Origin of the sequence: Bacteroides sp. AF25-5LB (genome assembly GCF_003602965.1) — a bacterium.
GTDB lineage: Bacteria > Bacteroidota > Bacteroidia > Bacteroidales > Bacteroidaceae > Bacteroides > Bacteroides uniformis.
Window position 1 is genome coordinate 1 of the sequence record NZ_QTMC01000004.1, and the last position, 24,777, is coordinate 24,777.

17 protein-coding genes are annotated in these 24,777 nt (G+C 42.4%); all 17 read left to right on the top strand.

Translation table 11 applies throughout. The features are described from left to right. On the top strand, positions 1-234 hold a 234-nt coding region (locus tag DWY57_RS05620), incomplete at its 5' end, for a DUF4434 domain-containing protein (protein WP_119961457.1). Positions 235-245: 11 nt separating this feature from the next. Beyond that, entirely contained in the window at positions 246-1,670 is a 1,425-nt protein-coding gene (locus tag DWY57_RS05625) for a calcineurin-like phosphoesterase C-terminal domain-containing protein (protein ID WP_178610878.1), read from the top strand. Between the two features lie 28 nt (positions 1,671-1,698). Beyond that, positions 1,699-3,105, top strand: coding sequence for a sugar porter family MFS transporter (locus tag DWY57_RS05630; protein ID WP_035447316.1), 1,407 nt, complete (start codon positions 1,699-1,701; stop codon positions 3,103-3,105). A 17-nt stretch (positions 3,106-3,122) separates the two neighbouring features. Further along, entirely contained in the window at positions 3,123-4,643 is a 1,521-nt protein-coding gene (locus DWY57_RS05635; protein ID WP_035447801.1) for an ADP-ribosylglycohydrolase family protein, read from the top strand. Positions 4,644-4,720: 77 nt separating this feature from the next. Further along, positions 4,721-5,902, top strand: a complete 1,182-nt coding sequence (locus tag DWY57_RS05640; protein WP_035447799.1) for an AGE family epimerase/isomerase — start codon at positions 4,721-4,723, stop codon at positions 5,900-5,902. A 38-nt stretch (positions 5,903-5,940) separates the two neighbouring features. After that, positions 5,941-9,057: a TonB-dependent receptor gene (locus tag DWY57_RS05645; RefSeq protein ID WP_035447314.1), complete on the top strand. Its 3,117-nt coding sequence runs from the start codon at positions 5,941-5,943 to the stop codon at positions 9,055-9,057. 12 nt (positions 9,058-9,069) lie between these two features. Beyond that, a complete protein-coding gene (locus DWY57_RS05650; RefSeq protein ID WP_035447312.1) occupies positions 9,070-10,659 on the top strand; it encodes a RagB/SusD family nutrient uptake outer membrane protein in 1,590 nt (529 codons plus the stop codon). 49 nt (positions 10,660-10,708) lie between these two features. After that, positions 10,709-12,124, top strand: coding sequence for a DUF5018 domain-containing protein (locus DWY57_RS05655; RefSeq protein WP_119961458.1), 1,416 nt, complete (start codon positions 10,709-10,711; stop codon positions 12,122-12,124). Between the two features lie 139 nt (positions 12,125-12,263). After that, complete coding sequence (locus tag DWY57_RS05660) at positions 12,264-13,226, top strand: metallophosphoesterase family protein (protein WP_035447308.1); 963 nt, start codon at positions 12,264-12,266, stop codon at positions 13,224-13,226. Positions 13,227-13,516: 290 nt separating this feature from the next. After that, positions 13,517-14,638, top strand: coding sequence for a DUF4434 domain-containing protein (locus DWY57_RS05665; RefSeq protein ID WP_310591120.1), 1,122 nt, complete (start codon positions 13,517-13,519; stop codon positions 14,636-14,638). Between the two features lie 10 nt (positions 14,639-14,648). After that, the gene (locus tag DWY57_RS05670; RefSeq protein WP_035447306.1) at positions 14,649-15,752 is read left to right on the top strand and encodes an SGNH/GDSL hydrolase family protein; all 1,104 of its coding nucleotides are present in this window, start codon (positions 14,649-14,651) and stop codon (positions 15,750-15,752) included. A gap of 21 nt (positions 15,753-15,773) precedes the next feature. Continuing rightward, positions 15,774-16,841 (top strand): DUF4434 domain-containing protein, encoded by a 1,068-nt coding sequence (locus tag DWY57_RS05675; RefSeq protein ID WP_035447304.1) that lies wholly within the window; start codon positions 15,774-15,776, stop codon positions 16,839-16,841. Further along, positions 16,838-18,349, top strand: coding sequence for an ADP-ribosylglycohydrolase family protein (locus tag DWY57_RS05680; RefSeq protein WP_057281453.1), 1,512 nt, complete (start codon positions 16,838-16,840; stop codon positions 18,347-18,349). The genes DWY57_RS05675 and DWY57_RS05680 overlap by 4 nt, the downstream gene beginning before the upstream one ends. Before the next feature lie 5 nt (positions 18,350-18,354). After that, on the top strand, positions 18,355-19,965 hold the full coding sequence (locus tag DWY57_RS05685) for a DUF4434 domain-containing protein (RefSeq protein WP_117601565.1): 1,611 nt from the start codon (positions 18,355-18,357) through the stop codon (positions 19,963-19,965). 74 nt (positions 19,966-20,039) lie between these two features. Beyond that, a complete protein-coding gene (locus tag DWY57_RS05690; RefSeq protein WP_035447300.1) occupies positions 20,040-21,101 on the top strand; it encodes an SIS domain-containing protein in 1,062 nt (353 codons plus the stop codon). Further along, positions 21,101-21,988 carry an ROK family protein gene (locus tag DWY57_RS05695; protein ID WP_227186983.1) on the top strand — a complete coding sequence of 296 codons (888 nt, stop codon included), beginning with the start codon at positions 21,101-21,103 and terminating at the stop codon, positions 21,986-21,988. Before DWY57_RS05690 ends, DWY57_RS05695 begins: the two co-directional genes overlap by 1 nt. 9 nt (positions 21,989-21,997) lie before the next feature. Beyond that, complete coding sequence (locus DWY57_RS05700; RefSeq protein ID WP_035447296.1) at positions 21,998-24,775, top strand: glycoside hydrolase family 2; 2,778 nt, start codon at positions 21,998-22,000, stop codon at positions 24,773-24,775. The last annotated feature ends 2 nt before the right edge of the window (positions 24,776-24,777 follow it).

The window sequence follows — 24,777 nt, forward strand, 5'->3', positions numbered from 1 at the left end:
GATAAGTATGGCATGAAATGTTGGACAAACGCTGAAACCTTTGATCGTGACATGCCCATCGACTTTTTGCCTATTAAGTTTGACAAGTTACGGATGAAGCTGGAGGCTGCCAAGCGAGCCGGTTATGACAAGGCCATCACTTTTGAGTTTTCTCATTTTATGAGTCCCCAATCAGCATATTTGCAGGCAGGACACTTGTATAATAGGTATAAGGAATATTTCAATATTAAGTGATTATGAATTTTATGCTCAGATTGTTTTGCAGTTGTTGTCTGTTCTTGGTTGTCTCAATCATGCAGGCTGCAATTTATCCAGATCCCGTTGAAGGCGTGGTGACCTGTAAAGGCAAAGGGCTTGCTGGTGTTGTGGTGACAGATGGTTTTGACGTGGTGCTGACTGATGCTCAGGGCCGTTATGAGTTGCCGCGCAACCGGGATGCTCGGTTTGTATATCTTTCCACGCCTGCAGGTTATCTGCCGCAAGAGGGTGGTGGGCATATCGCTTTCTTTTTCCCGCTTAAGAAAGGCCGTTTAAAGTATGATTTTGAATTGAAGAGGAATCTGAAAGATGATATGAAGCATGTGTTTATGGTACAGACTGATGTGCAAGTCAGCTGTCAGGAGCATTTAGACAGTTATCGTTCTTATGTAGGTAAGGCACGAGCCTTTATGGAAAAGTATGCCAAGGAGCGTGATGCCTTCGTGTTGGATTGTGGTGACATTGTGGGTAATACTCCTGGTTTATACCCAGATTACATTCAAGTGTCTGGCGGTCTGGGATTGCCTGTTTACCGTATCATAGGAAATCATGATATGGAAATGGGTGTACGTTCTTTTGAACATTCATACAAGACCTATGAGGACTATTTTGGTCCCATTTATTATTCTTTCAATCGTGGAAAGGCACATTATATTATACTAGACAATTGTTTTTATATCAATAGGGATTATCGTTATATAGGTTACATTGATGAACGTACACTGCAATGGATAGAGAAAGATTTGGCTTTGGTGCCGAAAGATCATCTGGTATTTGTAATGATGCATATTCCTTCCAGCACTACCAAGGACATCAAGTTCAATGCCTTGCTACCCGACGAGACAAGCAATGCCAATAGTCTGTATGATTTGCTGAAAGACCATGAGGCACACCTCATTACCGGACATACCCATGTGAACGGTAACGTGGTGTTCAACGACCGGTTAATGGAACACAATACAGCTGCTGTATGTGCAGGTTTTTGGAAATCCATGCTTTGTTCTGACGGTACCCCCCAAGGCTTTGGACTTTATGAGGTAGATGGTAATCAGGTGAAGTGGCACTACAAAGCGGTAGATTATCCGCTGGAATACCAGTTTCAGGCTTATGCTCCGGGTAGTTCGAAAGAGTTTCCCGAAGAAGTGCTGGCCAATGTCTGGAATTGGGATGAGCAGTGGAAGGTAGAGTGGTTCGAGAATGGTACTTGTATGGGTGAGATGACCCGTTGTGAAGGTTTGGATCCAGCTGCTGTAGAAGCTTTTTCCGATCGTGAAAAGATGGGTGCACTCTGGGTGAATGCTTTTCCTACCAATCATTTGTTTAAGGCTGTTCCTAAAGATAAAAAGGCTCGCATAGAAGTACTAGTGACCGATCGCTTCGGTACTGTTTATAAGCAACTTGTAAAAGAATAATTTGAATTTAATCGATAAATTTTATACTATGAAATCTTCGGTCAATATTGGTTATGTAGTTTTCTTGTCTGTTGTGGCTGCTTTGGGAGGATTTCTTTTCGGATATGATACAGCAGTCATTTCCGGTACCATTGCCAAGGTAACCGCTCAGTTTAATTTAGATACCATGTCGCAAGGGTGGTATGTGGGCTGTGCGTTGATAGGTTCTATTGTAGGAGTGCTCTTTGCTGGTATTTTAAGTGACAAGCTTGGTCGTAAACGTACCATGATTCTGTCGGCCATACTCTTTTCCATGTCTGCTATCGGTTGTGCGGTATGTGCAGATTTCAATCAGTTGGTGGTTTACCGTATTGTCGGAGGTGTAGGTATCGGTGTGGTTTCCATTGTATCCCCTCTTTATATATCCGAGGTGTCGGTAGCTCAGTATCGTGGACGCTTGGTATCACTTTATCAATTAGCGGTTACCATTGGCTTTTTAGGAGCTTATCTAATGAATTATCAGTTGCTTATGTATGCTGAGACCCATGCAGGAGCTGCCGATAGCTGGTTTAACTGGATTTTTGTGAATGAAGTATGGAGAGGAATGTTGGGAATGGAGACTTTGCCTGCTTTGCTGTTCTTTGCCATTGTCTTCTTTATTCCGGAAAGTCCGCGTTGGCTGATTGTCCGCAATCGTGAAGAGCGTGCGGTCAATATTTTGGAGCACATTTACAGCTCTTCCAAAGAAGCGTTGGTGCAATTGAACGAAACGAAGTCTGTTCTTACTTCCGAAACCAAATCAGAGTGGTCCTTGCTTTTGTCGCCGGGTATTATGAAAGCCGTTATTATCGGTGTATGTATAGCCATCCTCGGACAGTTTATGGGAGTGAATGCAGTCTTGTATTATGGTCCTTCCATCTTTGAAGGGGCCGGCCTTTCCGGTGGCGATTCCTTGTTCTATCAGGTGTTGGTGGGGCTAGTCAATACCCTGACTACTGTACTGGCTCTTGCCATTATTGATAAAGTGGGTCGTAAGAAATTGGTGTATTACGGTGTTTCAGGCATGATTCTTTCATTGGTATTGATAGGCTTTTATTTTATTGCCGGAGAATCATGGGGCATTTCAAGCCTATTCCTGCTAGTTTTCTTTTTGTTCTATGTGTTTTGCTGTGCGGTTTCCATTTGCGCAGTCGTGTTTGTATTGCTTTCCGAAATGTATCCAATCCGGGTGCGTGGGCTGGCCATGTCCATTGCCGGTTTTGCATTGTGGATAGGTACATACCTGATTGGGCAGCTTACCCCCTGGATGCTCCAAAATCTTACCCCCGCCGGAACATTCTTCCTGTTTGCTGCCATGTGTATTCCCTACATGCTGATAGTTTGGAAACTGGTGCCGGAGACCACCGGAAAATCATTGGAAGAGATTGAACGTTATTGGATGAAAATAAAAAATTGACCTTAATAATAGATATGATGAAAGTTAGAAAAATTTTATTGAGTGGTTGTTTGGTGGCAACTTTATGCTCATGTGGTGGTTCTCAAAACGAGAATTTGAATCTTACTCTATCAAAAGATGCTCTGTTTGATAAAGTAAAAGGTGCTTGGGCCGGTCAGGTTATCGGCTGTACGTATGGAGGTCCTACAGAGTTCCGCTATCTGTCTACTATGATTCCGGATTCGATAGTGATGCCTTGGGGACCGGGTGAAATTAAAAAATGGTACGATGGTGGTGGCGGTCTTTATGACGATGTATATGTCGACCTGACTTTTGTGGAGACTTTTGAAAGATACGGTTTGGATGCTCCGGCCGATTCTTTTGCCACAGCCTTTTTGGCTAAAGAATACCCTTTGTGTCATGCCAATCAGATGGCCCGTTACAATCTTCTTCATGGCTTGACTCCTCCCGCCAGCGGGCATTGGAAAAATAATCCCCATGCCAATTGTCTGGATTTTCAGATTGAAGCGGATTTTGCAGGTATCATGGCTCCAGGTATGGTAAATAGTGCTACTGAAATTTGCGATCGTGTAGGACACATCATGGCGTATGGCGATGGCTGGTATGGTGGTGTATATGTAGCAGCCATGTACTCTTTGGCTTATGTGAGCGATGATGTTGAGTATGTTGTGACGGAGGCGTTGAGGTCTATTCCTCGGGAAAGTCGTTTTCATGCATGCATGGCTGATGTTATAAATTGGCATAAACAGTATCCAGAGGATTGGAAAAAATGTTGGGAAGAAATAGAGAAAAAATGGGGATCCAATGATATTGCTTGTCCAGATGGGGTTGAGATGCCTTTCAATATTGAGACTTATGTGAACGGTGCATATATCATTTTAGGGCTTCTCTACGGGCAGGGTGACTTTGAGAAGACGATTGATATTTCTACACGTGCCGGTCAGGATTCAGATTGTAATCCGGCTTCTTCTGGGGGAATTTTGGGAACAATGATTGGGTATAATCGCATTCCCGAGAAATTCAGAAAAGAGCTGACTGTAGTCGAAGATATTCCTTTCAATAATACAGTGAGCTTTAATAAAGGATGTGAATTGAGTTTTGGGCACGCTTTACAAATGATAGAAAAAAACGGTGGAAAAGTTGGAAGCGATGAGGTGACTATCTGTTTTCAAGAACTGGAACCTGCACAATTGGAGATTAGCTTCGAAGGCTTGAAAGTTGATAAAAAAGTGGTAGTGGAGAATTGGATTGCTAATTTCCCGACCTTCGAATTTGAAGGTGTGGGGGCTGTCATTAAAGGTGAATTGAAAGGTGAGAATGTGCCCGAAGATTACGTTGCTGAACTGGAAGTGTATTTCAATGATAGATTGATTGAGGTATGCAAGCTTCCGCTGAAGTATAATCACCGTAAGCATGAGTTGTTCTTTAATTATGTACAGTCTTATGGCAAATATACCGTGACTTGTAAATGGGTAAACCCCGTTGAAGGAGCAGATATTTGGGTAAGAGATGTAATTTCTTATACAACAGATAAATAATGTGAATGTAAAGGGCTGGTTTAGATGCATGTCGGATAAAAAACGTTCCCAGCCCTATTTAAAAAAGAATGAAGATGATGGATTTTAAGAAATTGGCGAATCAGTATAAGGACGAACTTATGAATAATGTTCTTCCTTTTTGGTTGAATCATTCCCAAGACACCGAATACGGTGGCTATTTTACTTGTCTGGATCGGGAGGGGAATGTTTTCGACACGGATAAATTTATCTGGCTGCAAGGCCGGGAAGTATGGATGTTCTCCATGCTTTACAATAGGGTGGAGAAGCGTCAGGAGTGGCTTGATTGTGCCATTCAGGGTGGTGAGTTCTTGAAGAAATACGGGCACGATGGGAATTACAACTGGTATTTTTCATTGGACCGTGCAGGACATCCGTTGGTAGAGCCTTATAATATCTTTTCATACACTTTTGCAACGATGGCATTCGGGCAACTGAGTTTGGCCACCGGAAATCAAGAGTATGCAGATATAGCTAAAAAGACTTTTGACATTGTTTTGTCGAAAGTTGATAATCCGAAAGGAAAATGGAATAAGCTTCATCCGGGAACAAGAGATCTTAAAGGCTTTGCTTTGCCTATGATTCTATGTAACTTGGCATTAGAAATTGAGCATTTGCTTGACGAGGATTTTTTGGTAGAAACAATGGATACGTGCATTCACGAGGTGATGGAGGTGTTCTTGCGTCCGGAACTTGGAGGAATTATTGTTGAGAGCCTGAATGGCGACAATAGTTTGGTAGACTGTTTTGAAGGACGTCAGGTTACTCCGGGGCATGCCATTGAAGCCATGTGGTTTATCATGGATTTGGGTAAGCGGTTGAAACGCCCGGAATTGATAATGAAGGCTAAGAACACGGCTTTGAAGATGTTGGAATATGGTTGGGATAATGAATTTGGCGGTATCTATTATTTTATGGATCGCAAGGGATTCCCTCCCCAGCAATTGGAGTGGGATCAGAAACTCTGGTGGGTGCATATAGAGACGCTGATTTCATTGCTTAAAGGCTATCGGTTGACCGGAGACGAAAAATGTTTGGAGTGGTTTGAAAAAGTACATGGTTATGTATGGACGCATTTCAAGGATCAAGAATATCCGGAATGGTTTGGCTATTTGAATCGTAGAGGTGAAGTTCTGTTGCCTTTGAAGGGTGGCAAGTGGAAAGGTTGTTTCCATGTTCCCAGAGGGCTCTATCAATGCTGGAAGACCTTGGAAGAGATTGTTCTGGATAAACAATATTAAAAACTAATTCAATTGTTCGATTTTAAATTCTAGTTAAAATGAAAAACAAGTATTTTTGTTGGCTGTTCTTGTTGTTCACTTTGGTAAGTTTAGGTGCAAGTGCCCAAGTGAAGGTAGAGGGTAGTGTGTTCGACGAGATGGATAATCCGTTGATAGGTGTATCTGTTTTTACAGAGAATCGCAAGACTGGTGCAGTGACAGATGTGGATGGTCATTTTACGATTACTGTGCCCAATACTAAAGTGTCATTAACCTTTTCTTATGTAGGATATACTACTCAAAAGATTGCTCTGAAAGATAGAAAGCTTTTGAAAGTGGTTTTGAAAGAGGATTCCGAATTGTTGGATGAAGTGGTGGTAGTAGGCTATGGCACACAGAAAAAAATCAGTGTAACAGGTTCTATTGCTCAAGTGGGTAACAAAGAGTTGAAGAAGGCTCCAAGCGGGACACTTTCTAATATGTTAGCTGGACGTATTCCGGGGTTGATTGCTAAACAAAGCAGTGGACAGCCTGGGCAGGATGGTTCAAATCTTTATATTCGTGGTACAGGTGCTGGTGACGGTAACGCTTTGGTAGTAGTGGATGGTGTGATACAAGATTATTTTCCCTCTTTTTCTCCAGATGAAGTAGAATCAGTTACTATTTTGAAGGATGCCACAGCTGCTGCCGTGTATGGCGTACGTGCTGCTGCCGGTGTAATTTTGGTAACGACAAAACGTGGTACTGTACAAAAACCGACTGTAACGTTGAATTCTTCCGTTACGTTGAGCCAGAATACTAATTTTCCGAAATTTTTGAATGGTCCGGATTATGCCTATTGGTATAATAAAGCTCAGTTGATGGATGGTGTAGCTGAGGAGAATTTACGTTTTTCTCCCGAAGATATTGAACGTATAAATAATCCTGGAGAGAATGAAGAGATCTATGGTAATACAGACTGGTTTGATTTGCTTTTTAAAAATGTAGCTCCTACATATACGAATACGGTTTCTGTTTCTGGTGGTAATGAGCGTATCAAGTTCTTTGCTTCTTTGGGAGCTTATAATCAGGAAGGTATTGTCGAAAACACATCTTATGATAAGTATAATTTCCGTTCAAACTTGGATGCTAAGGTAACTAATAATATTGATTTTTCTTTGAATTTATCTGGGTTTGTAGATGACCAGCGTTCACCGGGTGCTTCTGTTGGTCCGAATGCTTATGCGGGAGTATTCCAACAAGCGATGTTGTCTTATCCTTATTTGAGGCCTTATACCAAAGACGGTATGCCTATAGCAAGTCAAAATACAGCAGGTAATGGTAATAATAACCCTTTAGGTGCCAGAGACTTGTCTGGATATCAATCAAGTAAGACTACTAAGTTTCAAGGTGATATTTCTTTATGTTATAAGTTGCCTATCAAGGGGCTTTCAGCAAAATTGGATGCTGCTTTTTTGAAGAGTCATTCAATGAGGAAAGCTGCAATGACACCGTATAATGTTTATTCTTGGAATCAAACGACACATCAGGGTAATGTTGAAAAAGGGCGTATCTGTTCAATGGCATCTGTCTCACACTGGTACGGTTCCCAGCAGCGTTATACGATAAGACCTACCATTGAATATGCTAATAAATTTGGTAAGCACGATGTCTCAGGTTTGTTCTTGTATGAATATGCCAGAGAAGATTATGAAGGAATATCTGCTGGACGGGAGGATTTTCCGATTACAGATATAATGGATATGAGTTACGGTTTGAAAGTCAGCGAAAATTTAGTCAAGGGCAGTCATAGTAATGACAAACGTGCAGGCTATGTTATGCGTTTTAATTATGCTTATGATGAAAAGTATCTGCTTGAGTTTACAGGACGTGTGGATGCTTCTACTGCACTTCCGGCTCATAACCGTTGGGGCTTTTTCCCTGCCGTTTCTGTCGGTTGGCGAATTTCTCAAGAAGATTTCTTTAAAGAAGCCGTTCCTTTTATGGATAATTTAAAGATTCGTGCTTCTATAGGACGTTTAGGTAGTGATCGTGCTATTGAGAGCACTATGACTTATTTTTCTACAGCAACCTTATCTGCTGACCCCGTAGTCGTATTTGGTACTAATGCTTTGAAAGATATAGGTATGAGTGGGCCTATTTGTCCGGATTTGAAATGGCAATTGACTGATACCTATAATATTGGTGTTGAGTCTAATATGTGGAATGGCCTATTGGGGCTTGAATTGGATGTATTCTACATGAAGACCACTCGTTCTCTGGAAGGTCAGTCTGGGAAATTTCCACCTTCTTTAGGCAGTTACTTCCCGGGATATATTAACTATGGTTCACATGACAATCGTGGTTTTGAATTGGTATTGACGCACCATAATAAAATTCGAGATTTTAATTATCATGTACGAGGCAACTTGTCATGGGCTCGTAACAAAATCTTGAAAGTTACAGAAGATGCTAATGTGCCGATTTATAAACGTGCTACAGGGCAAAGTATGGGACGCTATTTGGGATTCGTTGCAGAAGGATTATTTCAATCGGAAGAAGAAATAGCTCACAGCGCTTTGTTTGAAGGGTCTACAAATACAAAACCAGGTGATATTAAATTGAAAGACATTAACGGTGATGGAAAGATTACTTGGGATCAAGATATGGTACCCATTGGTCGTAGTAGTATTCCGGAAATGGTATTTGGATTAAATTTAGGAGCTGAATGGAAGGGATTTGATTTCAGTATGTTCTGGCAGGGAGCTGCTATGTTCGATGTGAATTTATGCGGTATTTATGATAGTGGAATTCGTGACGATACGTTCTATACCCGTCCGTTTTATGCTGATGGAAATACCCCTTATTATTTGGTGGAAGGCTCTTGGCGTCCTGATAATCCCAATGCAAAATTTCCTCGTTTAGGGATTGAGGCTCGCGATAATGGTGGAAAATTCTCTTCTTGGTGGGTAAAAGATGGTACATATTTACGTTTGAAATCAGTTCAGTTAGGTTATACACTTCCTAAGAAATTGACGGAAAAGGCTGGATTTAGAACTATTCGTGCTTATGTGAGTGGTGGTAATTTGCTGACTATTTGTGGACTGGATTATATGGATCCGGAAATGCCTGGAGTAAATCAAGGATATTATCCTCAGCAGCGTACTTATGAATTTGGTTTAAACATTACTTTCTAAAAATTTAATCAGATGAAATCTATAAAGAAAATATTAACGGTATTCACTTCTACTTGTTTCATATTGGGTAGTTGTGATATTGATCCAACATTAACATCTTCATATCCTTCTGATATTATTTGGTCGAATGAATCTAACTTGATTACTTATATCAATGGTTATTATTCATTGGTGGGTGGTTATTATGGACTTGGAGGTGAAGCTTGTACTGATATGTTGAAGCAGAATAATCCTGTATCTGATTATAATCAATTCGTTTTTGGTTCGATGCCTATAACAACTACTAGTAATATGTTTGATACTTGGGGGGGGAGCCACTCCTCACAATTGTCTTTGACTCGTTTTTTGGAAAATCTAGAAAAGAATCGAACTAATTTTTCAGACTCGATTGCTACACTTGCTGAAGCACAAGTCCGCTTTTTCCGTGGTGTAACTTGTTTTAATTTAGCTAAATGCTATGGTGGGCAATATATAATCTATAGACAACTTCCTGTGTTAGGTGAGAAAAATCATCCGCTTTGTTCTTCTCAAGAAGGTTGGGATTTTATTTATGAGGATTTGAGGTTTGCCGCCGAACATTTGCCTACAAAAGATAAAGTGGAATTGGGATGCTTGAGCAGTGGTGCTGCTTATGGTATGTTGGCTCGTGCTATGTTATATGCTGAACGTTGGAAAGAAGCTTCTGATGCAGCAGCTCAGGTAATGAACCAAGATTATGAGCTATATGAAGATTACGGTAAACTGTTTACCAATTCGCGTTTGGTGCCGGTTGAAAATAAAGAAAGTGTCATAGAATTCGGATATCTGAAGGATAAGTTCACTTATTCTTTTGATTATTTCTATTGTCCGCCAAGTGATGGTGGTTATGCTGAGATTTCTCCTACAGAAGATTTGGTTTCTTCTTATCAAATGGCTGATGGTAGTGAATTTGATTGGGATAATCCTGAGATGGCTGCTAATCCTTATGAAGGGCGTGAGCCGCGTTTTTATGCAACAATCTTGTATAACGGTTGTCAATGGAAAGGGGAAACTTTATATACTTATGAGGGTAGTAAGGATGGTTTTGGCTTGGGAGGAGGTACTACCAGTACAGGCTACTACATGCGTAAGTTGATGAAAGAAGCCATTCAACCCAAAGGCACGAGTTTTACTGGTCAGGGAGATTTGACTTATTATTATATGCGTTATGCTGAAGTGCTGTTAATTTATGCAGAGGCCATGGCGATGCAGGATAAGTTGCCGGAGGCTTTAGATGCTTTAAATCAGGTCAGGAGAAGAGCTGGTTTTACTAAGGATTTAACGGCTGCTACCCAAACAGAATTCATGAAATTACTTCGCCATGAGAGAAAGATTGAACTGGCTTTTGAAGGCCATCGTTTTTGGGATCTTCGCCGTTGGGGGTTGGCATCTACTGTACTGAACGGTACAAGTATGCATGGAGTGAAGCCGATTAAGGTCGGTGATAATGAATTTACATACGAAGTTGTAGATATTGATGGCGGCAAGACCCGTGTTTGGGAAGAACGTTATGCCAGATTCCCTATACCCCTTGGTGAAATAGAACAGAATGAAGCAGTTCAACAGTTTGATGAATGGAAGTAAAAAATCAATTTATTTGCTGAATGTATTAACTTGAAAATAAAAATTAACCATGAAAATATTAAGTAAATTATCAGTAATCGCTTGTTTGTGTTGGGCTACATTGGCATCGTGTGAGTCTCCTGATTATGAAACAGGCCGTACTGCTCAAGTGAACGGACTGATGAGTGTTACCATACAGATTCCGGGAAATCCATCGAAATTTGCAGCCACCAAGACTGGACCTTATGAAGAAAATGAAGAGATTATTGTTAAGGTACCTACGACAGATGAAACCCCGTTAGATCTAACACGTCTTATCTGCATGGTGAATGTAGAACACAATTGTTATGTTACTCCTGCGGTTGGTGGTGAGATGGATTTTACAAATCCTTATCCTATAACGGTAGTGGATGCATTGGGAAATAAGCATCATAACACGATTCGTGTAGTGCCTACTCCTCCGAAGACTAAATATGCTAAATTATGGGAGAAAAATGCCGCTTTACTGAATATGTCATCTAATACTACCGGTTTGGCTTTCTATCAGAACTACTTGGCTATTCAAGAGTACGATGCTCCTATTAAATTGTATGATAGAAATAGCGGTGAGTTTGTGAAGGAAATCCCTGCAGCAAGTACCTTTATGATGAGAGCTCGTACAGATGATGCCGGTCATTTGATTACAAACCGTGAAAATGTTTATGGTGCAGGATTTATGGTCTATTACTATTCAGAGGAGACTCAAGAACATATTAATCTATTGAATTGGACAGCTGATGCAGGATGTCCCGATGATTTGGGTTATAACATGAGTGTGAAGGGGGATGTAACTAAAGGAGTAGCTTATATTTATGGTATGTGTCCTCATAATATGGAAATTTATTATTGGAAATTGGAGGATGGTCAATTGGTAACTCCTGATGCAAAACCGAATGTACTTCGTTATGGCCCTGCTGGTGGCGATTGGACCAGCGCTCCAATGATACAACGTGCAACTCTTGAAGATGATTCTAAGCATTATATTGCTTATAATCGCTATTCTGGCGCTACCGGCGATGACGCTGCTTATAAAGCTAAATTTAGTATGTTTACTCCGGCTTATGAAATTACGTCTTTGAATCAAGACAATCACGAGTATCGCATCTTAGGATTTAATGTGTTCAATATTGAAAACGAGACTTATTTAGCGTTGAACGACCAGCAAGCGGACACTTGGTCTGGTGGCGTTTCTACATTGAGTGTTTATGATATTACCGACCCGTCTAAGATGGAATTGGGACCTGATGATGCAGGTTATGATAAGTTCTGTTTATTTAGGGGTGAATGGTCTCCTTATGCTACAAGTTATAACTCTTGGGGTGATTTGACTACTGCCATTGTGCCTACAGATACTGGATATGATATTTATATTGCAACTTGTGTGATTGGTGGTGATACATCCCAAACAACAATACGCATGTATAAGATGACTTGGTATCGCCAATAAGAAGTAACATGTAGCTGGTGATTGATAGGCGGGAATTCGTCTTAAGAGTGATAATCCCGCCTATTTTTGTTTTTTGGGTTTTTATTAATTAGTTTATCGGACTTAGATTATGACATGTAAGAAAGTACTTTTTTCCCTTATGGCTTTATTGAATATTTTTACAGTATGGGGACAAAAAGAGACATTGAAATTCAATCAGAATAGAACATTTAAAATAGTACAGTTTACGGATGTCCATTATAAATATGATGATCAGGTCAATTCTCAGGTAGCACTGGATCGTATGAATGAGGTCTTGGATATAGAGAAGCCCGAATTTGTAATATTCACGGGAGATGTTGTGGTTTCTAACGAATCTTTTAAAGGGTTGGATATAGTGTTGGACGTTTGTATCAAACGTAATATTCCTTTTGCTGTCGTATTTGGTAATCATGACGACGAATACGATCATACCCGTCCGGAACTCTATGACTATATTGCGAAGAAGAAAGGCAGTCTAATGCCTACCCGTATAAGTGAGGTGGTTCCGGATTATGTGCTGACTGTGAAATCTTCAAAAGATAAGAATAAAGATGCGGCATTACTGTATTGCATTGATTCTCATTCTTATACTCAAATTAAGTCAGTTCCGGGTTATGATTGGATTAAATTTAATCAGATAGCTTGGTATCGTGAGCACAGTAAGAAGTTTGCAGAAAACAACGGAGGTATACCTCTGCCTGCATTGGCTTTTTTCCATATTGCTCTCCCAGAATATAAAGATGCATTACTGGAAGATAAAAACCGTTTGTTTGGTTGTAAGGGAGAAATGGTATGTTGTCCAACTACCAATTCTGGCTTTTTCACTTCAGTTAAGGAGTGTGGTGATGTGATGGGTATCTTCGTTGGACATGATCATGATAATGATTATGCAGTAGCATATAAAGAAGTGTTGTTGGCTTATGGTCGTTATACAGGTGGAAAAACTGTTTATAATGATTTGTCTTCTAATGGAGCTCGTGTCATTGTTTTGCATGAAGGTGAACGTAGGTTTGATACTTATATTCGCGTAGCTAATAATGAGATGGAATCTTTTGTCACTTTTCCCAACAGCTTCTATTAATAGAAATTATACTTTCAAAAAAGGTTATTATGAAATATTTATTATTGTTTCTTTTTTCTCTGTTTTGTACTGTGAATATGTACTCTAATGAGAAAGTGGGTTTAACATTGATACCTCCCGGCAAAATTTCAAATAAGATAAATTTGGATATACGTGGAGGAATTGTGAATAGGGGTAATTCTCTGCAAACTTATCAAGTTTCCCTTTTTTGGGATAAAGAGAAAAAATCTGCTTTATTGTGTGATACAACTTTGAAAATATCATCAAGTAAATCGGATGTTGTGAAGATTATGATTCCCATGAAAGATAAAGTGGGCAAGCATAAGGTGATTTTGAAGGTGTCTGATGGCAAAAGAGTATATCGTAAGACAAAAGAAATAGAAGTAATTCAATCGGACATTCGTTCCATTCAGCAGATTTCAGGTGCTTGGACCGGAATCTATCATTGGAGTGAAGAGGAAGGTAAGCACTGGAATCAAGATATCAAAAAGATGACCGATAACCATTGGAGAGAGATGATTCGTTCCATGCACAAGATTGAGATGGATATGGTGGTAATTCAGGAAGTATTTCGCCATCAAGCTTATATCGGAAGTTCTACTACCGTTGAGGATTATCCGGGGAAGGCTTTCTATCCTTCTAAATTATATCCCGGCCGTATGGACATTGCAGCTGAAGATCCTATCGAAGCCATTCTCTCGGAAGCGGATAAGCAAGGAATGCAAGTATTGATGGGGGTTGGTATGTTCGCTTGGTTCGACTTTACCCCCGAGTCCTTGGAATGGCACAAACGGGTTGCCAAAGAACTGTGGGATATGTATGGGCATCATGAGTCTTTTTATGCTTTCTATGTATCCGAAGAAAGTGGTGGGGGCCTAAATAACTGGGAACCAGATCCACAACGCAGTAAGGAAAGAAAAGTTGAAATAGTACATTTCTTCAAGGAATTTAAGGAGTTTTGTAGTGCTTTAGCTCCTGAGAAACCCATAATGCTTGCCACTAATAGTTTTGATGTCCCTGTTGGGATGGATACTTATCCGGAATTATTGAAATATCTGGATATTCTTTGTCCATTCGGCTTTGCACGTATGCCGGCAACCGATATAAGCGGCAAAGAGGCTGCCGATTTGTTGCAGAAGGTTTGCGATGAGGCGAATGCGCACTTGTGGTTCGATCTTGAGGCTTTTCTATTCAATCCGGACAATTCTTTGTATCCCCGTCCTATAGAGCAGATTATTCATGATTTGAATCTGTTTGACAATTTCGAGAAGATCCTTTGCTATCAGTTCCCCGGTGTTTTCAACGATCCGGAGATGTCTATCCGTGTGGGCGAAGCGCGTACAATCAACTTGTTCAATGGGTATATGAGATATTTGAAAGAACTGAAATATAGGAATAAAACACGTAAATAAAAAGAAAGTGATGAAGCGCTGTTATCTATACCTGTTTATCCTAATAGAGATGTGTTGCCTGTCGGAGCTTGCTGCTAAGAGTTGTGGCAAGGTTTTCAAAGGGAATGATCCGGCCGTGAGATATGTTGGCAGAACGCTGGTTTCCTCGGACGGGTCGGTATCTTTCGATTGGGTGGGCACCTATTGGGAGACTCGTTTTACGGGCGGAAGACTCTCTTTGATAGTCTCTGAAACCGGAACAAGCTACTACAATGTGTTTGTGGATGATGAACTGCACCGGGTTGTAAAGGTGTGCGGGACAGATACTCTAATTAATGTGGTGTCGGGGATAGATAAGCGTCTTCATAGCTTGAGGATGCAAAAACGTTCTGAGGGAGAGTTTGGAAAGACAACCATCCACCGATTTGTGCTCTCTGCTTCGGGACAGTTGCAGGCAAGTCCTACTGTGCGTACCCGTCATATTGAGTTTATCGGCAACTCGCTTACTTGTGGGTATGGGGTGGATGGTAGGCACCGTGATGAGCCTTTTGGGGTGGAAACGGAAAACTGTAATCATGCCTTTGCAGCCATGGTAGCCCGCTATTATGATGCCGATTATACGTTGGTTGCCCATTCGGGCAGAGGAGTAGCCCGTAACTACGGTGATTCGGTGAGGGTGTCGAAAGTAACGATGAAAGACCGAATGCTAAATACTCTTGATGAAGACCTTACTGTTAAATGGAATTTCACGGGCTATCGACCGGATTTGGTGGTTATAAATTTAGGCTCGAACGATTTTTCTACAGAACCGCATCCTTACAAGAGAGAGTTTGTAAAAGCTTATATGCAGATAATAGCACAGTTGCGCGAGCATTATGGGAATATTCCTATTCTCTGCCTTTATCCGGTTGCTATGCAGGCTCCGGTGTTCAGTTATTATGAAACAATAGTGTCTGAATTGAATGATCCGAAACTCTTTCTGCTGAGGCTGGATGAAGGACTTTATAACAGGACAACAGATTTGGGTGCAGCCTGGCATCCCGGATACAGTGGACATAGGAAAATGGCTATGTGGATAATTCCTTATATCTCGACCCTCATGGGGTGGGAATTGGCTGATAAAATTATTGAGTAAAACAGAAAAAAAGAACAAGAGATGAGAAGACGTGATTTTATAAGATATTTAGGCTTGGGAAGTGTGGCTGTGACCATACCCGAAGCTATGCATGCAGTTCCTGCTGCCGCCACCACATTGTGTTCGGACAAGAAGACCAAGCCTATTTCGGGCTCTTGGTTTGAATTTCAACATTCGGCAGCCGAAGGCGGGTATTGGAATGAAGCATTGGCCCATTTTACTGCCGACCAATGGCGCAGGAAGGTGTTTGAAATCCGTGAGGTCGGTATGGAGTATTTGGTTTTGATGGGAGTGGCTCGTGCCGGCAAACCCTTCTATCCTTCTAAAATTGCTCCTCGGATTCCAATGGGGTGTGATGACCCGCTGGAAGCTGTCCTTTCTGCGGCAGATGAATGTGGTATCAAATTTTTTGTCAGCAATGATTTTTGGGGCGATTTAGATGCTTACAACATGATGTTGGACAAGGGAGTACAGACAGTTCGTTTCCAGGCGATGGAAGAGATAGCTGAGAGGTACAGTCATCATGCGTGTTTTTATGGGTGGTATTTTCCGAATGAAGCCATGCTGCAACCTTATTTTGTGGATGCTTGTGTGAACTATGTCAATGAGACTGCGGCATTTGCCCAACGCCTGACGCCCAATTGTGTGAACCTGATAGCCCCTTATTTTATCAAGGAAGCCCGTTTTGATGATCATTTTGTTCGTCAGTTGGAGAAGATGAATATTGATATCATAGCCTATCAGGACGGGGTGGGAGTGAACCATACTTCATTGGAAGACTCGGCCAAGTTCTATGAAATATTGTATAAGGCGCATGAAAAAGCTTGCAGGGCTCGTTTGTGGGCAGATGTCGAATTGTTTTATTTTGAGGATGGAACCGGTGGTAATTTGCTTCCTGCTGATTTTGGCAAACGCATTATCAGGCAGCTGGAAGCTGTGTCCCCTTATGTGGATAAGGTGCTCTGCTATCAATATTTGGGCATTATGAACAAACCTGATACAGATATTGTGGCAGGGCATCCGGATTCTATAAAATTATATGAGCAATATACAGAATGGTATAATCATTATCAAAAGAAGTGTGAATGAAAAAAGTGTTTCTCTTGACTTTATTGGTTCTGTTTGGTACCTTTGAAGTAAAAGCTGCTTTTAAAAAGAACGAAAAGAGAATTTTGTCAGAGCAAGTGCTGAAGGATAAGGTGAAAGGTGCTTGGGCCGGGCAAACGTTAGGGTGCAGTTATGGTGGTCCCACCGAATTCAAATTCCTGGGAACTATTATTCAGGATTATATTCCCATTCCTTGGAATGAACACATGGTGAAAAAATGGTACGATAGCTTTCCGGGACTTTATGATGATGTCTATGTAGATTTGACATTTGTCGAAGTCTTTGAAAGATGCGGTTTGGATGCTCCGGTGGATTCGTTTGCCGTTGCCTTTAAGCGAACGGAATATCCCTTGTGGCATGCCAATCAGGTAGCGCGCTATAACCTGCTGCAAGGAATGAAAGCTCCTCAGAGCGGGCATTGGAAGAACAACCCTCATGCCCATTGTATCGATTTCCAGATTGAGGCTGATTTTGCCGGAATTATGTCGCCTGGGATGCCCAATCAAGCGGCTGAAATTTGCGATAAGGTAGGTCACATCATGTCTTATGGCGAAGGTTGGTACGGGGGGGTGTATGTTGCAGCCATGTATTCTTTGGCCTATGTCAGTGATGATATGGAGTATATTGTGGAAGAAGCCCTTAAAATCATACCGGAGGAAAGCGATTTTCACAAGTGCATGTCCGATGTCATTCGTTGGCACAAGAAATATCCCAATGACTGGAAGCGTACTTGGTTTGAACTGCAGAACAAGTGGAGCGAAGAAATCAGTTGTCCCGAAGGCATCCACAATTCTTTTAATATCGGTACGAAAATCAACGGGGCCTACATCCTTTTAGGATTGCTCTATGGAGAGGGTGATTTTACAAAAACCATTGATATCTCTACCCGTGCTGGGCAGGATTCTGACTGCAACCCGGCATCGGCAGCAGGTATATTGGGAACCATGATAGGTTACAGCAACATTCCCGAATACTGGAAAGGGACTTTGTATGAGGTGGAAGACCGGCCTTTTTCTCATACAGACATAAGTCTGAACAAGGCTTACGAAATGACTTATAAACATGCTTGTGATATGCTCCGGAAGCATGGAAATGCGAAAATAGGGAATGCTTTTGAAATCAAGCGGGAGGATATTCGTCCTGTTGCGTTGGAAGTGGCCTTTGAGGACCTGAAAGTTAGTGGCAAACTTACTGTTGAAAAATCGATAGATGAGGTGAATCCATTCACTTTCGTAGGCACAGGTCTGGTGGTGAAGGGGTACGTCGCAGGTGCTCTTCCGACAGACTATACGGCCGAAATGGAGGTGTATATAGATGGGAAATTGCATGAGACCACTGCTTTGCCTCAGGAACTCAATCACCGGAAGTGCGAGTTGTTCTTCTGCTACGACTGTCCGGTGGGTAAGCACGCAGTGACTTTTAAATGGAAAAATCCCGTGTCCGGCGGAAAGATATGGATTACCGAAATTATAACCTATACAACGAAATGACAGCCATGAAAAAAAGAATGATTCTGGCAACCTTGTCTTCTTTGTTGCTATGTATGGCAGCTTGCAGCAATAAGCAGCTCCCCACAAGCGAGGATATCTTGACAGAAGCTCGTGCTGTGAAGACATTGAACGCTTATGATGAGATGAATTGTGTGGTGTATGATATGAAGGTAACTCCTGCCTCGCCTAAAAGTTCGATAGACCGTTTTGTCAGTGATGACTGTGTAGAAGGTGCAGGAAGTTTTGAAATCAGATACTCTTTTTCCGGCAATTCTTCCGAAGCGGAATCGGTGTATATCCAGCAAAGTGGTGGAGACTACCGCAGTGATTTATCTTTTCATCCTCTGGGACTTTCCATTTGGGTGAAGGGTAATAAGAACAACAAGGGTACATTCCGTTTTATGATAATTCAAGATGCAGGCATGTTCACCCAGGGGACACTGCACGACAAAGGGCGCTGGCAATTCTTTGAATATGTGGACAAAGAGGTGTTGACTCAAGAAGAGTGGACTCGGGTGGTGATGCCATACGAAGCCTTTACTTTTGTCAAGGGACATGATATGGGGGATAATAAACTGATGCTGAACCGCTTTGAGGGGTATCGGATAGAAGTGACCAATGATGAGGGTGTAATGTGTACCGGTTCGTTCTGCATTGACAATCTGGAGCAGTTGACTTCTTATGCTCCCGAGTTCAAAGGGACTCCAAAGTTTTCCAGTGTGTTTATTCAATTGAACGGGGTATATGAAAACACCGATTGGGATAAGGAGTTTAAAGCAAGCCAAGAGGTGGGCATTGATACCTGGATTATACAGTATGCCGAGGGGTTCAATGACCGTGCAGAAGAAAAAACTTCTTTTTATGTTCCAACAAAACTTCCTTGGGTCACGAAACAATATGATATCATGAACCGGATGTTCGAGGCTGCCAAGCAGAATGGAATGAAGCTTATCGTAGGGCTTTATCCCGGTGATTATAGCAAAAAAGACACTGCAAGCCCCGAGCAATACGACTTCCTCGTAGAGCGGAACAAGCAGGTCTTTGATGAACTGTTTGCCCTTTGGGGAAATCATCCCTGCCTGGATGGTTGGTATATAACGGAAGAGTTTCACGATGGCTCCTATCCCGTGGGGTGGCAGCAAGAACCTTCACTCTCCATGCTGGCCAACTATTTGCAGACGGTGGCGGCTTATATAAAGTCGAAATCTCCCAAGGAAGTCTGCATCGCTCCTGCCTTGTGGCGTGGCATGCCGGCCGATCTTTGTGGGGAGTGGTTCGGTAAGATATTTGCCCAAACACCCGATATTGATGTTCTTTATCTTCAGGACATAGGCGGACGTTGTCTGGTGGACTTTGATGTGGATCTGCCCAATTGGTTTGCCGAAATAAAGAAAGCTTGCGATGCCAACGGAGTGATTTTCGGGGTAGACATCGAGTCGTTTAAGGAATGCTGGTGTCCGAAGATTACAATGCGTACCAAGCCTTGGTCAGAGTTGGAAGAACAATTAAGGGTTGCCGGAATGTTTACCGATCATATTACGAATTTCAGTTGGGCTACCTTTAAGCCGGGAACGGACACTTATGAAGGTTATAAGAGGTATATTGAAGGAAAATGACCTATTGCTGATGCAATAAAATAGCTCATTAGCGGAATTGGTAGTGTTTAATCAATAAAAAACAAATATTTTTTATGAATCAGTTCATCAAAGAAATACAAGAACAACCGGAAATGTTGGAACGTACTCTTGGCTATTATCATTCAAGAGAAGGAAAGGAGCGTTTGGATGCTGTCTGTACTCTGTGGACAACCGGTGACTATGACAAAATAGTACTTACCGGTATGGGAAGTTCTTATTTTGTATCGCAAGCTGCCGCGACCATGATGACCGCTTATAATATACCCGCTTTTGCTATCAATGCCGGGGAGCTATTGCATTTTCAGTCTTCAGTTCTGACAGAGCGCACTTTATTGGTTGCCATCTCACAGTCAGGCGAGAGCTATGAGGTGATTGAACTGCTTAAACAACTTGGTGAACGGCATCATTCACGGTTGACAGTGGTTGGGGTCACAAATGAGTCTGGAAGTTCTTTAGCGGCGATGGCTACTCTCAGTCTGCTATGTAAGGCTGGGAGGGAGGAAATGACATCTACGAAGACATTTATCACCACCTATCTGGTAGTGTATCTGCTTGCAGGAGCATTGGATGGTCGCAGGGTGGATAATGCTCTTTTAGATAGTGTCGTTCGGGAAGTCGGTCTTCAGCTTGAGAAAGGGGGGATTTATTTATCCCGTTCGGTCGCTTTTTTAAGTGGGCATCCGTTTGTTCAAGTGATAGGCAGGGGTACGGTTTTTGCAAGCGCTGCCCAAACCGCCCTGATGTTTATGGAGGCTACCAAGACTCCGGCTTCAGCTTTGTTGGGCGGTGAGTTTCGCCACGGCCCACTAGAGATGGTAGGCCCTGGCTTTATCTGTATCATTTATGCGCATTCACGGTCCGGTGTTTATCGGCAGAGCATCAGGCTTATGGCTGATGTTCTGTCTTTTAATGGTAAAGTGATCCTGGTGTCGGATATCTCCTCCGGCATTGAAAGTGTGAATTTGCTGGAAATCAATGTTCATTGCGGAGACCCTGATTTGTTTGCAATTCCGTCCATTGTTCCTGTTCAGCTGATAGTGAATGCTTGGGCGGAAGAAATGGAACTAGTGCCCGGCAGTTTTACACATGGTGCTAAAGTGACTTCAATAGAATAATGATGGGACGAAGAAAGGTAGCCATAGGAGTCGATATCGGAGGCACAAAGATCAGTGCGGGTATTGTTGGCGGAGAGGGATTGGTTTATGCTTCTCCCCGTACTATTGCAACTAATCCGAAAGAACCCGGCGAAGTAATTATTGCCAATTTGTTTTCTCTGTTGAAAAATATTCTGGCTGATGCTGCGGATTACGATATTCAGGGCATTGGTATCGGGTGTACCGGACCTCTCGATATAGGTAAAGGTATACTGCTGGATGTTGAGAATCTTCCCACTTTGAACTATTTTCCGTTGAAAGACACCGTTGAACAAGCATTTCCGTTGCGGGTGATCCTTGATAATGATGCCAATGCGCTGATTTATGCAGAGGCATTATGGGGAGCGGGTCGGAATGCCGGTTCAGTCCTGGGTTTCACTTTAGGAACGGGGATAGGATGTGCTTGGATTAATGGAGGAAAAGTATGGCGTGGGCATTCCGGTTGTGCTGGAGAAGTATGGACTTCACCTTATAAAGAAGGGATATTGGAAGATTATGTATCCGGCAATGCCGTCACCCGTCTTTATAAAGAATATACAAAGGAGGAGTTGCCGGCTTATCGTATAGCCGAACTGGCACGGTCCGGTGATAAAATGGCTTTGCAGGTATGGGATGCTTTTGCCCAGGCATTAGCTCATGCTTTGTCATGGACAGTGAATATTACCGATCCCGAAATTGTCATCATAGGCGGATCTGTTCTGAAATCTTCCGATTTATACTGGGACAAGGCAGAGTGGCTATTTCGTAAATTCATTTGTCGTTCAGCAGCCCGGCATACTACTTTGCTGCCTGCAGCCTTGGGAGACAATGCCGGATTTATTGGTGCGGCTGCATTAATATTAAAATAACAAGAAACTATGAGAAAACTCTTTTTTATACTGTTGATATGTAACATGTTGTTTGTCAATGCCCAATCTCTTGAACTGGAGAACTGGAAGATTATCAATTCTTCCGAGCTAAACGCCGGAGCTGCTGAGGTTTCGCAATTGTCTTATCCCACTGCCGGATGGTATCAGGCCACTGTGCCCACTACCGTGTTGAACGCTTTGGTGAAGGAAAACGTATATCCTGATCCGAGAATCGGCCTGAATAATTACCTGATTCCGGATGTGTCGGATGAATTTAATGCCCGGATGGATCTATCTAAATACAACTACCTGAAAAGTGGCCGTAATCCTTGGCAAGATCCATACTGGTATCGTACGGAAGTCGTTCTTCCCAAATCATATAAAGGCAAGAAGGTATGGCTGACCTTGAACGGCATCAACTACCGGGCAGATGTCTGGGTAAATGGTCGTCAGGTTGCTGATAAAAAAGATATTGTGGGTATGTTTCGTCGCTTTAAACTTGATATAACCGGATATGCCCGTGCCGGAGCCAACAATTGCATTGCGATAAAAATTTATCAGGTGGATCATCCGGGCGTCCCGACTCCCGGCACCCAGTTGAAAGTATTCGGTCCTGTACGCGGACATTCCTACGATATCTTTAAGGATGAGACATTGAAGATATCCGGTGGCTGGGATTGTGCTCCCGTGGTTCGCGACCGGAATATGGGTATCTACCAGAAAGTGATAGTGGAAGCCACGGACGAGGTGTTGATTGAAAATCCTTTTGTTATCACTACTTTACCAAAGTCCACTACCATGCCTATGAAGGTTGACACTGGGCTTGCAAAGGTCAATATTAAACTTGAAGTGAGGAATACTTCTGCAAAGCTTGTCGAGGGAAAGGTGAATGCTTGGATTACATTACTCAACGAAGTCAAATTTCCCACTTATACCAAGCATATGGAGGGATACCTCAAGCCAATCAAGCTGACGAAGAAAGTAGCCCTGCGTGCCGGTGAGAGAAAAGTAGTGGAACTGACCCCTGAGGACTTTCCTTCCTTGCTGATAGAAAACCCGTATTTGTGGTATCCGAATGGGTATGGCGAGCAATACTTGCATCACATGAAACTGTCTTTTAGCATCGGTGGAAAAGTGTCCGATACCAAAGAGTTTGATTTCGGAATCCGTGAGGTGGCAAGTGGACTGAACCGGGTGGGAGATGAATGTGGTCGTGTATATTATGTGAATGGCAAGCGGATATTCTGTAAGGGCGGTTGGATACAGCCGGACATCTTGTTGGAGGAATCTGAAAAACGTATCTATGATGAAGCCCGCTTGATGGCAGAGGCGAACATCAACCTGATTGGCAGTGAAGATATGCCGTCTCCTTCTGAAACCTGGTTTGAAAGTTTTGACAAATATGGCCTGATGTGGTGGCATGTTTTCTATCAATGTTTCCGTATGACTCCCGGAACTGAAACTGCTGACAATCCTCTGGATCATGGTCTGGCGGTGGCAGGAGTGGAAGATATGATGCTCCGCTATCGCAATCACCCTTCTATTATTTCATGGATAGGAGCCAATGAGGTCTTGATGAATGAAAGCTTGTACAAGCTGACCAAGGAGAAAGTGAGGAGTATCGATACTACGCGTGTTTATCTTCCGACTACCAGTTTTCATTGGGATGTAGACGCCTTGACTCCTTATCTGAAAGAAGATCTGCCAACAGGTACGACGGATGACGGTGCGCCCGACTATAATTGGGCGCCTTCTTCCTACTTCTTTGATAAAGTGCGTGAGGTCCATTTGCAGATGTTCCGCAATGAACTGGGGATGCCTTCCATGCCGACGTACAACAGCCTCCGGAAATTTATTCCTACCGCGGAGAGTACGGCTAATGTAAACAGCCCTATTTTCCCATTGGATAGCATTTGGGCTGAACATGGTGCTTGGGATGTAAGTAATTATTGCTATCGCTCTTATGACAATGCCATTCGCACAATGTTCGGTGATCCGAAGACGGCAAAAGAATATGCCGACAATGCCCAGTTTCTGAGTGCCGATGGTTATCGCGCTATGTTTGAAGCGGCTAATCACCGGATGTGGGATATTACTTCCGGTGTGATGATTTGGAAGATTAATTCTTGCTGGCCCGATGTGTGCTGGCAGATATACGACTGGTATCTGGCTCCCAATGCTTCTTATTATTTTGCAAAAAAAGCTATGGAACCGGTGCACGTACAGTTGAATGCGAATGATTTCAGGGTTTCTGTGATTAATGCCTCCCATCAGACACTGCAAGACGTGAAAGTGACGGCTAAAGTTATCAACAATGACATGGAAGTGGCTTGGGAGGACTCCCAGCGGATAACTGTTTCTCCCGATTGCTATCAGGAGATTGTTACGGTGCCCCGGTGTGGAAAATACTCTTATAATTACTTTGTGAAGCTGGAGCTGCATGATAAATACGGTAAACTTCTGTCCGAGAACCTATATTGGTTCTATTCCCAGCATATGGATTTCTTTTGGTTCACTTCTATGGAGAAACCGGAATTGAAGGAGGAGGTTGAAGTTACCAAAGAGGAAGGGGAATATGTCTTTTCTATTTGTTTGAAGAACGAATCGGATCGTTTGTCCCATTTCAATCATCTGACTTTGCTGGACGTCCGGGGTAAGGAGATTAATCCGGTATTCTGGAGTGACAATTTTATTACGCTCTTTCCGGGAGATGAAAAGGTAATAACGGCTCGTGTGGCAGTATCCGATGCCGGAGATACACCTCCTGTGTTCTTCCGGGCACGATGATG